At 74.9% G+C, this 13,624-nt stretch carries 10 protein-coding genes; 6 read left to right on the top strand and 4 right to left on the bottom strand.

Features of this window, described 5'->3' with window-relative positions; all coding sequences use genetic code 11:
* Window position 1 precedes the first annotated feature (1 nt).
* From mpaM to OO63_RS47395, 4 genes are read left to right on the top strand one after another with little or no spacing between them, the layout of a single operon-like run.
* Window positions 2-892: a daptide-type RiPP biosynthesis methyltransferase gene (gene mpaM / locus OO63_RS21430; protein WP_157854021.1), complete on the top strand. Its 891-nt coding sequence runs from the start codon at window positions 2-4 to the stop codon at window positions 890-892.
* Complete coding sequence (mpaD, locus tag OO63_RS21425) at window positions 889-2,202, top strand: daptide-type RiPP biosynthesis aminotransferase (RefSeq protein WP_078619268.1); 1,314 nt, start codon at window positions 889-891, stop codon at window positions 2,200-2,202. The genes mpaM and mpaD overlap by 4 nt, the downstream gene beginning before the upstream one ends.
* Window positions 2,199-3,389 (top strand): iron-containing alcohol dehydrogenase, encoded by a 1,191-nt coding sequence (locus OO63_RS21420; RefSeq protein ID WP_051811059.1) that lies wholly within the window; start codon window positions 2,199-2,201, stop codon window positions 3,387-3,389. The genes mpaD and OO63_RS21420 overlap by 4 nt, the downstream gene beginning before the upstream one ends.
* Window positions 3,386-5,458 carry a YcaO-like family protein gene (locus OO63_RS47395; protein ID WP_030360605.1) on the top strand — a complete coding sequence of 691 codons (2,073 nt, stop codon included), beginning with the start codon at window positions 3,386-3,388 and terminating at the stop codon, window positions 5,456-5,458. Before OO63_RS21420 ends, OO63_RS47395 begins: the two co-directional genes overlap by 4 nt.
* A gap of 34 nt (window positions 5,459-5,492) precedes the next feature.
* Here the strand turns inward: OO63_RS47395 and OO63_RS21405 are convergent, their stop codons facing one another.
* Window positions 5,493-8,462, bottom strand: coding sequence for a helix-turn-helix transcriptional regulator (locus tag OO63_RS21405; RefSeq protein ID WP_030360604.1), 2,970 nt, complete (start codon window positions 8,460-8,462; stop codon window positions 5,493-5,495).
* A gap of 117 nt (window positions 8,463-8,579) precedes the next feature.
* Window positions 8,580-9,602, bottom strand: coding sequence for an IS701 family transposase (locus OO63_RS21400; RefSeq protein ID WP_033264324.1), 1,023 nt, complete (start codon window positions 9,600-9,602; stop codon window positions 8,580-8,582).
* Between the two features lie 359 nt (window positions 9,603-9,961).
* Between OO63_RS21400 and OO63_RS42340 the strand changes: the two genes are divergently transcribed.
* On the top strand, window positions 9,962-10,729 hold the full coding sequence (locus tag OO63_RS42340) for a TetR/AcrR family transcriptional regulator (RefSeq protein WP_078619267.1): 768 nt from the start codon (window positions 9,962-9,964) through the stop codon (window positions 10,727-10,729).
* A gap of 52 nt (window positions 10,730-10,781) precedes the next feature.
* Here OO63_RS42340 and OO63_RS47390 read toward each other — a convergent pair whose 3' ends face one another.
* Both OO63_RS47390 and OO63_RS21385 read right to left on the bottom strand, forming a co-directional pair.
* Window positions 10,782-11,816 (bottom strand): NAD-dependent epimerase/dehydratase family protein, encoded by a 1,035-nt coding sequence (locus tag OO63_RS47390; protein WP_030360601.1) that lies wholly within the window; start codon window positions 11,814-11,816, stop codon window positions 10,782-10,784.
* Window positions 11,813-12,442 carry a ScbR family autoregulator-binding transcription factor gene (locus tag OO63_RS21385; RefSeq protein WP_030360600.1) on the bottom strand — a complete coding sequence of 210 codons (630 nt, stop codon included), beginning with the start codon at window positions 12,440-12,442 and terminating at the stop codon, window positions 11,813-11,815. Before OO63_RS21385 ends, OO63_RS47390 begins: the two co-directional genes overlap by 4 nt.
* A gap of 109 nt (window positions 12,443-12,551) precedes the next feature.
* Between OO63_RS21385 and OO63_RS21380 the strand changes: the two genes are divergently transcribed.
* Window positions 12,552-13,532 carry a ScbA/BarX family gamma-butyrolactone biosynthesis protein gene (locus tag OO63_RS21380; protein WP_234311294.1) on the top strand — a complete coding sequence of 327 codons (981 nt, stop codon included), beginning with the start codon at window positions 12,552-12,554 and terminating at the stop codon, window positions 13,530-13,532.
* The last annotated feature ends 92 nt before the right edge of the window (window positions 13,533-13,624 follow it).

Here is a 13,624-nt window from a genome sequence, read left to right as displayed (position 1 = left end):
CATGCCCACCACCACGCCCGCCACCGGCACCGCGGCCCCCGCGCCCGCCGCAGACACCGCGCCCACCACCGCGCCCACCGCCGACGCCCCCGTCCCCGCCCTCTCCGGCCTGGCGGCCCACATAGCCCACACCCTCGCCGACTCCCTCACCGTCGGCGAGCTCTACGGCCCCCTCGGCGGCCCCGTCTACCACGAGCTCACCGCGGGCGACACGCACGAGGTCCGCGACGTGCTGGCCCTGCTGCGCGGCGTACCGGGACCGGTACTCGAACTCGCCTGCGGGTCGGGCCGGTTGACGCTGCCGCTGCTGGCCGCGGGGCACGACGTCACCGGCGTCGACACCTCCGCCAGCCTCCTCGCGGAGCTGCGCGACCGCCTTTCGGAGCCCGCCGCCCAGCGCCTCGCCCGGCGGCTGACCCTGGTCGAGGGCGACATGTGCGCCCTGGAGCTGCCCGGCCGCTTCGGCGCCGCGCTCCTCGGCACCACCACCATCGGCCTGGTCCCGCCCGCGGCCCGGCCCGGCTTCTTCCGCACCGTACGCGAACACCTGGAGCCCGGCGGCCTGTTCGTGCTCAGCGCGCACACGCCGTCCGCCGGGGACACCGGGCACGGCGACCAGCCCACCGTCCGCCCGGTGATCACCCCCCAGGCGGTCACCTTCGTCATCGACCAGGCCGAGCCCGGCCTCGACCAGCGCCAGGTCGCCATCCTGCGGCTGACCGCCGAGGGCGGCCCGCTGCTCCTGACGTCCACCGTCAACGTGCCGGACCCCGACACCCTCGCCGCGGAACTCCGGGACGCCGGGTTCGACCTCGACGAGGTCCGCACGGCCCGCCCCGCCGCCGGCGCCGCCGCCGAACTGAGCATCCTGGTCGCTAGGAGCACCCGATGAGCACCGCCACCCCCACGCCCCTGAACGCCCCCACAGCCGTGGCCGCACCCACCGCCCCCGGCACCCACTACCCCCTGTGGGAGTCGCTGCTGCCCGCCGCCGAGCAGGGCCGCATCGAGCGGCGGGCGGTCGGCGCCAAGGGCTCCCGGCTGCGCTTCGCCGACGCCAGTGAGGTCCTGGACGCCACCAGCGGCCTGTGGAACGTCAACATCGGCTACGGCAACGCGGCCATCGCCGACGCCATCGCCCAGGCCTGCCGCGACGCCTCGTACCTGAACCTGTTCCGCTACTCCCACACGTACGCGCTCCAGGCAGCCCGCGACCTGGTGAACGCCGCCGGTCCTGAGGCGTACCGGCGGGTGGTCTTCGCCACCTCCGGCGGCTCCGCGAACGACCTCGCGATGAAGCTCGCCCGCCAGTACGCGGTGCTGCGCGGGCAGCCCGAACGGCGGCTCGTCGTCGGCCTCAAGGGCAGTTACCACGGGCTGACCTACGGCGCGCACTCACTGACCGGCGAGGCGCTCGGCCAGCAGATGTACGGCGTGGACCTGCGCAACGTACGGCATGTGGACCCCTCGTCGCCCGACGAGCTCGAACGGTTCATGAAGCGGCACGGCTCCCAGGTGGCCTCGCTGGTGTGCGAGCCGGTCCTCGGGTCGGGGGTGCACCCGCTGTCCGCCGAGTTCGTCGACGCCGTCCTGAAGCTGCGCCGGGAGTACGGCTTCCTGCTGGTCGCCGACGAGGTGGCCACCGGATTCGGCCGTACGGGACCGCTGTTCGCCAGCTCCGCGTGGGCCGAGTCCCCGGATCTGCTGCTCACCTCCAAGGGGTTGACCAACGGCACCTGCGCGGCGTCGGCCGTCCTCGTCTCGCACGCGATCGCCGAGGCCTTCGAGCGGCACGACACCGTGCTGATGCACGCCGAGACGCAGGCGGGCACCCCGGCCTCGTGCGCGGCCATCACGACCACGCTGGAGCAGTTCGCCGAGCTGGACGTCCTCGCCGCCTCCGCGCGCACCGCGGAGCGCCTCGATACGCTCCTGGCCGAACTGACCGAACGAATCCCGGCCGTGCACAGCACCAGCGGTGTCGGCTGCTTCCGCGCGGTGCACCTGCGCGACGCCGACGGCGACCGGTTCGACGGGCAGGCCGTACAGGACGTCATCGCGGCGGTACGCGACCACGGCGCCCTGGTGTATCCGGGCCCCGGCTGCGTGCAGCTCGTCCCCATGCTGACCAGCAGCGAACAGGACCTCGACGACCTGGCCCACGCGCTGCTGCGGGGCCTGGCCGCGGCGGGCCGCCGATGACGACCGCCGTCGGCGCCGCCGCACGTCCCGCCGGGCCGCCCGCCGTCTGGCAGCGGGCCACCCGCGTGCACGTCGGGCAGGGGGCGATCGCCGAGGCGCTGGCGGCGGAGCGACCCGGCCGGGCCCTGCTCGTCGTGGACGCCCGACAGCCCGAACTGCCCAACACCATCGGCCGGTTGGCGCGGGCCACGCACAGCGAGCTGGTCCACGTCGACCCCGCGGACTGCGACCTGGAGACCAGCGTGCGCCTGGCCGAACGGCTCGGCGGCGCCGACTGGGTGGTCGCGGCGGGGGGCGGGTCCGTCCTGGACACCGTGGCCCTGGCGCGCCTGTTCGCCGCGGCGCCGGACACCGTGGCCCGGATCCGGCTCGGCGGCGGGCGCCCCGGGCTTGTGCGCGGGCCCGCGCCGAGCGAGCTGGGACCGTACCCCCGGCTGCTCGCCGTACCGACCACCGTGGGGACGGCCGCGGAGGTCAGCGCCGCCGCCACCGTCCTGGTCGGCGGCCACCGCAAGCTGGTCATGCATCCCCAGCTGGCGGCCGACGTCGCCGCGCTCGACCCGGCCGCGACGCGCACCCTGTCCCCCGCCGCCCTGCGCGAAGGCGCCCTGGAGGCGATCCTGCGCCTGTGCAACGGCTATCTGCCGCGGCCGGGACACCGGTTCCCGCCGACCGCCGACACCGAGGCCCGCGACCTGCTGCGCGACCTGGCGCACACCACGGGGTCCGGCGGCAGCGCCCTGGACGTCGCCGTGCTCAGCGCCCGCACCGTGCTCGGCTTCGCCGCCGTCGGCCGGGACTCCTTCGCGGGCAAGGTCTGGTACCTCGCCAACGAGCTGTCCGCCGTGGCCGGGGTGCGCAAGATGCCCGCGACCGTGGCGCTCGTCCCGGTCGTGTGGTCCCGCGTCCTCGACGGCGACACGCGCCTCGGCGACGCGGACCGGCTCCGGGCCGCCTGGACCGCCCTGCGCACCGGCCTGCCCGAGCTGCCCCTCGACCCCGTCCATGGCCTGCGGCACCTGGCCGGGGCCTGGGGCGTCGGCGGGCCGCTGCCCCCGGTCGACCCCGAAGCCCTGGCCGCCCGCGCGGTGCGCGCCTGGGGCGCCGGGCTGCCCATGCTCGACGGCTTCAGCACCCACGACATCGCGGGCCTCTACGCCGAGGCCCTCCAGGGAGCCCCCCAGTGATCGACTTCTCCGCCACCCTCGCCCCCGAGAACGGCCTGGCCTCCGCCTACGCCATCCGCCCCCCGCACCACCCCGACGAGCCCCTGTGGCAGGGCCTCGCGGAGCTGCACCGCGACCGCACCGGCGCCGACGAACAACAGGACGAGGCCCTCAGCCCCACGGTGGTGGGCGCCTATGGGATCTCCCCTTCGGACACGCTGACCCGCGCGGCGGGGGAGGCGGTGGAGCGGTTCGCGTTGTATCCGGTGGGGTCGGTGGGTCCGGTGGGGTCGGGGACCCTGGCGGACTCGGCGGACCCGGCGGACCCGGCGAACCCGGCGAACCCGGCGGACTCAGTCAGCCCGGCGGCCCTGGCGGACTCGGCAGACCCGGCGGACCCGGCGGATCCGGTCGCCCCGGCGGACCCGGCGCACCCGGCGGACTCGGCGGACCCGATGGGCCCGACGGACCCGGTGGGCCTGGCGAACCCGATGAACCCGACGGACTCGGCGTCCCTGGCGAACCCGGTGGGCCTGGCTGGCCCGGCGAACCCGGCGGACCCGACAGACCCGGTGTCCCTGGCGAACCCGGTGGGCCTGGCTGGCCCGGCGAACCCGGCGGACCCGATGGACCCGATGGACCCGACGGACTCAGCGAAACTGGCCGACTCAACCAACCCGGCAGACCCGGCGGACCCGACAGACCCGACAGACCCGGTGTCCCTGGCGAACCCGGTGGGCCTGGCTGGCCCGGCGAACCCGGCGGACCCGACGCACCCGACGCACCCGACGCACTCAGCGAAACTGGCCGACTCAACCAACCCGGCAGACCCGGCGGGCCCGGCGAACCCTGCGGACTCAGTCAGCCCGGCGGCCCTGGCGGACTCGGCAGACCCGGCGGACCCGGCGGACCCGGTTGCCCCGGTTGCCCCGGTTGCCCCGGCGAACCCCGCGCCCCTGGAAAACCCGGCGGACCCAACAGCCCCGGAGCACCCGCAGGCCCCACAGAACCCGCCGCACCCGCCGCACCCGCCGCACCCGCCCTCCAGCGAAGGCCGACTCGCCCGTATCGAGGACCTCGGCGCCGCCCCGGTGCTCGACCCCACCGCCCCCGGCGCGCACCTCGCCGCCGACGACGTCCTGGACCGTCCGCTGCGCTGGTACCCAGCGCGGTGGCTGGACAGCGGTGCTCCCCTTGAGGTGCCCGCCGGGCTCGTCGACTATCCCGCCCGCGCCGAGGACGCCGACGGCTTCGACCCCTCGCCCTCGGGGGCCGCGTCGGGCGGTACCCGGGAGCAGGCGCTGCGCTCCGCGCTGCTCGAAGTCGTCGAGCGGGACGCCTTTTTGACCGCCTGGTTCCACCAACTGCCGCTGCGCCTGCTCGACGCGGACCGCTTCGTCTCCGAGAGCCCTGATCCGCGCTCCCCGGGCATACGGCGGTTCCGGCAGGCCCTCGACGCCGCCCGCGCCCTCGGCCTGTCCCCCGTCCTCGCCCGCGTCCCCACCCAGGTGCCCGGCGTCGTCTGCACCGTGGGCGTCATCGTGGACACCGACGGCGCAGACGGCGGCCGACCGCTGGCCGCGGTCGGGGCCAGCGCCTCCGACGACCCCGCGACCAGCGCCGTCAAGGCCCTCCAGGAAGCCCTGCAGATCCGCTCGGCCCTGCGCCTCGTACAGCGCACACACCCGGCCCCGCACCCGTCCCGCCGCCCGCGGGGCGACCTGGAGCGCGCCCAGTACTTCGCGGCACCCGAGGGCGTACGGGCGGTGGAGCGCTGGGTCGCCACGTTCACCCCGGCCGAGACGGACACCACTGCCACAGACGCCGTCACCGTCACCGACCTGCTCGACGCCCTGCGCGCGCAGGGCGTCCGGCCCGTCGCCGTCGACCTCACCCACCGCCTGCCCGACCCCATCAGGGCCATGGGCTGGCACGCCGTCAAGGTGATCCCCGTCGGCATGCAGCCGCTGCGCATGGACGACCGGCTGGAGTTCACCTGGCACGGGCAGCGCCTCCAGGCCGCGCGAGCACGGTTCGGGTCCGGCCAGGACCCCGCCACAGCCGACCCCGAACCCCACCCGCTGATCTGACCGCGGCCCGCCGGAGCGCCGGAGCGCCGGGGCCTCACGCCGCCACGGCGCTCCGCAGCGTACGGGCCAGATCCGTACGCCCGCTGATCCCCAACTTCCGGTAGGCGTTGGTGAGATGGAACTCCACCGTCCGCTGCGTCACGTACAGCCGACCCGCGATGTCCTCGTTGCTCAGCCCCTGCACGGCGAGTTCCACGACGCGCCGCTGGCCCGCGGTCAGGGCGCGCGGGCCGACCTGGGAGTAGCGGCGCGGGCGCGCTCCGGTGGCGAGGAGCTTGTGGTACGCCTCCTGCGCCGCCCGCTGCGCCGAACCCGCCTGGGCCAGGCCCAGGGCCCGGCGCAGGATCTCCCGTGCGGACTCGGTCCGCCCGGCGGCGTGCAGGACGGTGCCCTGGGCGATCAGGGACCGGACCAGTTCGAGCCCGCAGCCCGCGTCCTCCAGGAGGAGCACCGATTCCTCCAGGAGTTCCGGGGCGTCGGAGCGGGCGTCGGCGAGGGCCGCGGCCCGCAGGCTCTTGGCGAGGGTGATCGGTGCGCCCCAGCGGCGGGCCAGGGCGAGTTCCTCGTCGCTGAGGCGCTGTGCCTCCTGCGACCGCCCTAGCTGACGGTGCAGCTGGGCGGCCTGGGACCGCCAGGCGATGCGTCCCGGGTTGTCGCCCGCATACCGGGCCAAGAGGCGTCCGCACTGCTCCAGATCGTGGAGCGCGGCGTGGATGTGGCCCTCGGCGGCACCGAGTTGGGCCCGCGCGGCCAGGAAGTGGGGCCAGAGCCAGTTCTCGGGCACGGTGCGCCAGCGCGGGTCGTCGGCGATGCGGCGCGCGTCCTGGGTCCGGCCGCTCTCGACCAGGGGCAGCAGCACGGCGGACGCCACGAGCGCCCCGTAGGGGTGCGGGTCGGGCAGCAGCCGCAGCGCCTCGTCGGCCGCCGTCCGGGCGCCGGGCAGGTCGCCCTGGTGGAAGCGGTTCTGGGCCTCCTGCGCACGCAGGACCGCCCGCATCGCCGGTGGCCTGCCGCCGAGGTCGAAGGCGCTGACCGTCTCGGTCCAGCGGCTCGCCGAATCGAGCCGGTCGGCGTGGCGGAGCGCCTCGATCGCCACCACGGCGACCCAGAGCGGCTCCCGCTCGGCGTCGAAGTAGTGCAGCGCGCTCTCGGCCGCCGTCACGGCCTCCGCCGCCGTCCCCATCCGCAACGAGGTGTGCAGCGCGTGGGCGGCGAGCAGGGCGCGCTCGCCGGAAGTCGAGCCGGGCGGTACGGCGTGCGGCGGTACGGCGTCCGTCGACACGGCGTCCAGCCGACCACCAAAAGGACCGCTCCCGACAAGCTCCGCCGCCGGCGCGGCCCCGTCGGCGGCGCCCGCCGCGATCGCGGCGATGGCCCGCTGCCCACGGATGCGGCGAAGCGCCTCGGCGTCGTCCGGAGGCGTCTCGGCGGCCTGTTCGTCGAGCAGTTCCACCGCCCGGTGGGCCTGGCCGCACTGGATCAGCCCGTCGGCGAGCAGCGGGACACCGCGGGCACGCAGGGCCGGATCGGCGGTGAGCTGGGTGCCCTCCTCCAGGTGCCGCACCGACGCCGCGACATCCGTACGCGACTCCAGGGCGCCCAACTCAAGGAGCATGGAAGCCCGTTCGGGCAGGAAGGGGGTCGCCTGTGCCGCGCGGCGCAGATAGCTGATCGCCCGGTCGGTGGCGCCCCGCGCGGACGCGTCGGTGGCCGCCGCCCGCAACACTCCGACCTGCCAGCGTTCCTGCGTCGGCTCGCTGGTCAGGATCAGGTCGGCCACCCTCTCGTGCGGTACTCCCCGGGTGAAGAGGAGATGGGCGGCGCGGGCCTGGATGTCGGCGCGTTCGGCGAGCGAGAGGTGACTGGAAAAGGCGGCTCGGACGACGGGGTGGACGGACCGGCGCGAGCCGTCGGCGCGCAGCAGCCCGGTCCGCTCCAGGAGGGTGAGCGCGGAGGACACACCGCGGTGGCTCAGCCCGGTCAGCTGCTGCAGCAGGCCGATGTCGGCCTCGTCACCGAGGAGGGCCGCCATCCCGGCCACGACGGTCAGGTCGTCGGGGTAGCGGGCCAGCCACTTCGGCACGACGACCTCCGCCACCCGGGCGGCGGCCTCGGCCGCCCGCGCGCGTTCACCGGCCAGCGGCGCGATGCCGCCGCGCGTGAACTCGCGGAGCAGCAGGGTCAGGAGCTGGGGATTGCCCCCGCTCAGGTGCAGACACTGGCGTACGAAGGCGTCGTCGGCCGGTTCGCCCAGCGCACCGACGGTCAGCTCCGCGACGGCCGCCGGTGGGAGCGGTCCGAGATCGATCGTGTGGCACAACGGGCTGAGCGCGAGTTCCGCCGTCAGCTCCTGATGGGCGGCGGGCACGTCCCGGTCCGTGGCCAGGACGATGAGGAGGGGCGCGCTGCGCAGGCGCCGCGCCAGGAAGTCGATCCACTGGGCGGACTGGAGGTCGGCGTAGTGGAAGTCGTCCACGACCATGAGCACGGGAGCGCGCTCCGCCAGCTGCGTCGTCTCCTGGAGCAGCCCTTCGAAGAGGCCGAACAGCCACTCGGTGGACGGTGGTTGGCCGGTGAGTCCGGTGTGGTCCACCGCCTTGAACAGCTGGCGGATCACGCCGAGGGCGAAGGTCTGCTCCATGGCACCGCACTGCGCCCGCAGGACGGTCATGTCCCGGGCCCGGCCGTGCCGGGCGAGGCGCTCAAGGAGGGCGGTCCTGCCCGTTCCGGGCGCGCCCTCGACCAGCACGACTCCTGGCCTGCGCACCCGCGCGTCCTCCAGCATGAGCAACAGCTCACCGACCTCACCGGCACGACCGACGAGAGCGGGTCCGGTGGGTTCGCGCTCGGCGTGCGGGGCGGGCGACGCGTGCGGGTCATGCGCCACGTCCGCGTCGTAGGACACGTCCGCGTCATGCGCCACGTCCGCGTCATAGGCCACGTCCGCGTCGTACGAGACGCGCGAGGCGTCGCCGTCGTGTGCTGTGCCCTCGGCTCGATTCATGTTCGTCCCCCGTGTGTTGTCGTTCGGGCAGCGTTCCGGCGCTGCTCCGCGGGGAGCTGTCAGTGGCTCCCCTGCCTCACTTGCCCCGGCCCTCGCGGCCGGGTCGTCAGATCGCGATCACGACGCGATCAGGTCGGGCAGCTCCCACTCGCCGCCCAGTCGGCTGAACGCGTACGCCGCCGACGTCATGGTCATGTGGTGGTGCCAGCCCGGATAGGACCGGCCGCCGAAGTCGGCGAGGCCGAATCCGCTCTCCAGCTCCTCCAGGCTGCGCCCGGCCCGTACGGCCGCCTGCGTCAGGGCGAGGAGCCGGTCGGCGCGGGCGTGCGTCAGGTTGGTGAGCCACCAACGGGACGGGCCGCGCTCGCGCGGGAGGGCCGGGAGCGCCGGGAGGGCGACGATCCGGTGGGTGCGGTGGGGCACCGGCACCGGGGCGTGCCGCGGTCCCGGCGGCGTACCCGGCACGGCGAGGAGGAAGCCACGGCCGCGCAGGTCGAGCCCGCGGGCGACGGCCACGGTGTCGATGCCGTCCGGCAGGTCGGCGACGACCGGCAGGGAGCTGTTGCCGGTGGCCCCGGCCAGGGAGTCAGCGAGGTCGAGGACCAGCTGCTCCGCCGGTGCGTCCGGCACCTCGTCGGGGACGCGGGCGCGCAGCCGGTGCGCGGGGTCGCTGCCCCAGAGGCCGGGCAGCAGCAGCCGCCAGTCGGCGGGAACGGCTTCCTCGGCGGTGGCGAGGAACCCGGCCAGACCCACCTGGCACGTGGTGTGCCGCCCGGCCGAGGCGACGAACCTGCGGTGCGCGCCGCACGAGTGCGGGCCGCGCTTGGGCAGCACGGCGCGGTCGATGACGTACGCCTGCGGGCCCATCCGGCAACTGGCCCACCGGGCCAGTTCCGCGCGGACCGGGGCCCAGGCCCAGGGGCTCGCGTTGATGAACTGGTGCAGGGACAGGAACGCGGTCGGCGAGTCCGAGACGGTGGCCGCGAGCCGGCGCACCGACTTCTTCCCGGGCGTGGCCAGCAGGCTCACCAGGAACGCGTGCGCCCACCGGCGCTGGTCGGCGCGCGGCAGCTCCGCGAAGACCTGTCGCGAGAACGCCGACACTGCGGACCTGGGTCCTGCGGTGACGTGCGTGACCATGATCTCTCCCCCGAGACAGCATGTGGACGGCGATCTTCAAAAACCATAACGAACATCTCTTTTTTTTCAAGACCCGCCCGGACCGTCACGCAGCGCACACATCTCCTCGCTCCCCATTCCGGGCATAGCTGCCCCCGTCGGGGCATACGCTCCCGCGGGCCCGTCGGCAGCGGCCCGGGAATGTTTCGGATAGTTGCGGAACTCCGCCGCATTTTCAGCAAGTCAGTATTGCGATACGCCCCCTTGACACTGAAGACTCGGCGCATCCCAGCAACGAGCCTGGCAGGACCGGGAAGTTGTGCCCCCGCCGGAGGGGCTCTCCATGTCCGTCGGTGAGCCACCGTGGAGAGAGCAGAACCATGCAGGAAAGAGCGGCCCGCACCCGAGCTCTCGTCGTGCGCGCCGCGGCCGGACTCTTCGCCCGTGACGGTTACGGAGACGTCACCTACCGCCAGATCGCCGCCGCCGCCGAGGTCTCCGTCGGCTCCCTGACCTTCCACTTCGCCTCGAAGAGCGAGCTGGCGGACACGGTCCAGGCCGAGGGCGCACAAGCCGCGCGGGCGGCTGTCGAACGCGTCACGGACGCGGGCGGGCCCGCCCTCGGGCAGGTCCTCGCCCTCACCGTCGAGCTCACCCGGCTCCTGGAGGACGACGTCTGCGCGTGGGCCGCGCTGCGGCTGATGCGGGAGCGGCAGGGGGCGGGCCAGTGGTCCCAGCTGTGGCTCCCGACCGTGCACACCTTGCTCGTCGAGGCCCACAAGGAGGGGCAGCTGCGCGATTCGGCCCGTCCGGAGGACCTCTCGACGCTGGTGGAGCATCTGGTGGGCGGGACGGAGACGTATCTGCGGGACCGGATCGGTGGGGTCGGTGCGCAGGAGGAAGCCGGTGCCCGCGAGACGGCCGGTACGCGCGAGGAGTACGAGGACGCGGCGGCGCGGCTCCGGCGGGTGTGGAGCCTTGTCCTGGAAGGGGTCGCCCCTCCGACGACGGGGCAGGCGAGCCAGGCAGGCCAGCCGGATCGGGCGAGCCAGCCGGACCAGCAGATCCTTCCCGCCCCCCGGCCCCGGCGGACGGACGGCGCCGCGACCGAGACCGAGACCGCGACCGCGACCGACGCCGTGCCCTAGCCCGGACGGCCCCCCGCCACCCCGGCCAGACACCCCGCCCAGACACCCCCGTTCAGTCCCCCCGAGACTCCGCCACCAACGCCCGATACCAACCGGCCGCCTCCCCCACGCACTCCACAGGGCCGGGCCCCGGCGCGCACCCCGCCACCTCCCAGACCCGGTCACTGCGGTACCAGTGATCGCGTGCGAGCAGCGCGAACTGCCGCTCGCTGACCCGGCCCGGCGTCGCACGCAGCCGCGCGACGCACTCGTCCCACGAGAGATCGCGCCAGGCGAGATCGCCCCCGGAGACATCACCGTCGGCCACGGGCAGCACCCCGTGGGCGGCCAGCTCCGCCAACAGGTCCCCGCAGCGCACCGGTTCGGGATGGCTGGCGTGGAAGACGCCCGCCGGAGCGCCGGGCGCGGCCAGGGCGAGGCGGGCGATCAGGCGGGCCAGGGCGGTGACGCCGACGGCGGACAGCAGGCCACGGCCGCCGTCCCAGCGTGCGGGGACGCGGGCGACGAGCTCGGCCAGGGCGGGCACCACCCAGCGGTCCCCCCGGCCGAGCACCAGGCCGGGCCGCAGCACGGTCGCCCCGGCCGCGAGCGCGGGCGCCTCACCGGCCAGGCGGGTGCGGCTCGCGGGTGAGACGGGGGCGGGCACCAGGTCGTGGACGTCGGCGCCGCGGTGCGGTCCCGGGCCGTAGACCGCGGCGGTCGACAGGTGCACGATGCGCGGGGTCCCGGCCCGGCGCGCCTGCTCCATCAGGGCCGCGGTGCCCGCCACGTTGACGGCCGCGCACGTCTCGGCGTCCGGTCCCAGGGCGCAGGCCAGGTGCAGCAGCACGTCGGCGCCGTCGCACAGGCCGCGCAGGGTGTCGGGGCGGGCGAGGTCGGCGGCCACCCAGCGGTCGGCCAGGTCCCGGTGCGCGGGCGGGCAACGGGCGACGGCCGTGATGTGCGGGCGGCCGTGCGGGGCGCCTCCCCCGCCGTCCGCCCCACCGGGGGAGGCGAGTTCACGCCCGCCGACGGAGGCGAGTTCCCGCAGAACCGTGGACCCGATGAACCCCGTGGCGCCGGTGAGGACGACGCGCGTACCGCTCACGTGGCGGTACCGGCCTCGGGCAGGCGCAGGGTCTCGCGGGCCTGCGGGGTGGCGATGGCGCGCAGCAGGTAGCGCCAGAGGGTGCGGGTCCGCTCGGGCAGGTCGGCGCGCTTGCTGGCCATGGTCGAGAAGATCTGGGTGCCCGTGTACGCGGCCACCAGGACGTTCGCGAACTCCCCCTCGTCCACGTCGTCGAGGAGTTCACCGCGCCGGCGGGCCGCGACGAGCTGGACGCGGAACCGCTCGGCCCACTCCTGGTAGGCGGTGTCGTCGTTGCGGCCGAACTCCTCCTGCTCGACCGCGAGTCGCACACTGGCGCGGAACAGGACATTGTGCTGCAACTCATGGGTGATGTGGGCGGTGATGTCGATCAGCCGCTGCAGGCCGTCCTCGCCGGGAGGCAGCTCGATGAAGTCCTGCTGGCTGGCCATGACGGCCTCGGCCAGGCCCAGCTTGGACTTGAAGTGGAAGTACATGCCGCCCTGGGTCACCCCGGCCCGCTGCATGATCTTGCTGATGCTGGCGCCGCCGTAGCCGTGCTCGTCGAACACCTCGGCGGCGGCGCGCAGGACGATCTGCCGTGTGCGCACCGCCCGTTCCTGTTTCGGCTCCGTGAGCGGCGCCATGCGGTCTCTCCCTCGACAAAGAAAACGAACAACCATTATTTTACTACTGCCGCGTCAGCAGGGGAGCTGTCGCGGATTCGTTGTGCTCACACACAGGGGGGAACTCGTTGTGCTCACACACAAGGGGGAGCGGAGCACGCTCCCGCACCGGCAGGACAGGCTCGGGCACGAGGGGGAGCGGCGTCTGACCACCACCGTGCCCCGGGAGTACGTGCACCGGGCGGCGCTGTCGGAGGTCTTCCTGACCGGCTGGGAGGCCGTCGGCGACGACACCTTCAAGGTCACCGCGCAGTGGCCGCGCTGCCACGGCTTCTACGAGCTCTACGAGTCCGGGCAGGGGTCGTACGACCCGCTCATGCTCTGCGAGACCTTCCGCCAGACCTTTCCACTGCTCAGCCACGCCGCGTACGGCGTGCCGTTCGGCCACCAGCTCACCTGGCACCACCTCCAGTACTCGCTCGACCCGCGGGCGATGGCCCTCGCGGCCGCGCCCGCCGAGATCGAACTGCGCGTCCGCTGCTTCGACATCCGCCGTCGGCGCGAGCTGCCCACCGCGATGAGCATGTCCGTCGACGTCCTGCGGGACGGCGAGCCGTTCGCGACGGCCGCCACCCGCTTCGGCGTCCTCGCGCCCGCCGTCTACCAGCGGCTGCGCGGTCCGCGCGGCGACGCCCGGCGCGTCTTCGCCGCCGCCCCGCCCCCGCCGCCGCCCGTGACCCGCGCCGGCGCGGGCCGCGGCCGCCGCCAGGACATCGTCCTGGCCCACGCGCCGGGCCCCGGACGCTGGCGGCTGCGCGCCGATACCACCCACCCCGTCCTGTTCGACCACGCCGTCGACCATGTGCCCGGGATGCTGCTCCTGGAAGCGGTGCGCCAGGCGGGCCACGCCCTGCGGCCCGGGGACGGCAGCCGGGCGCCCGTCTCCATGGAGGCGGTCTTCCACCACTACGTGGAATTCGACTCCCCCTGCTGGATCGAGGCCTCGGAGGTCCCGGCCGACACGGCCGACGCGCCGCGTGGCGTGCGCGTCGACGCCGTACAGGAGGGCCGACTGATGTTCCGTGCCACCAGCACGCTGACCGACCTCTGACCGATCGCCGGACGGGGCCCCACCGACCGGGGCCCCGTCCGGCGCGCCCTGCCTCCGCCGCCCCGCCCGGTGCGCGTCCGCCTGCCCACCGG

Source organism: Streptomyces alboflavus (genome assembly GCF_000716675.1).
Lineage (GTDB): Bacteria > Actinomycetota > Actinomycetes > Streptomycetales > Streptomycetaceae > Streptomyces > Streptomyces alboflavus.
The sequence above is the reverse complement of the archived record's forward strand: the minus strand, read 5'-3'. Positions and strand labels throughout refer to the sequence as shown.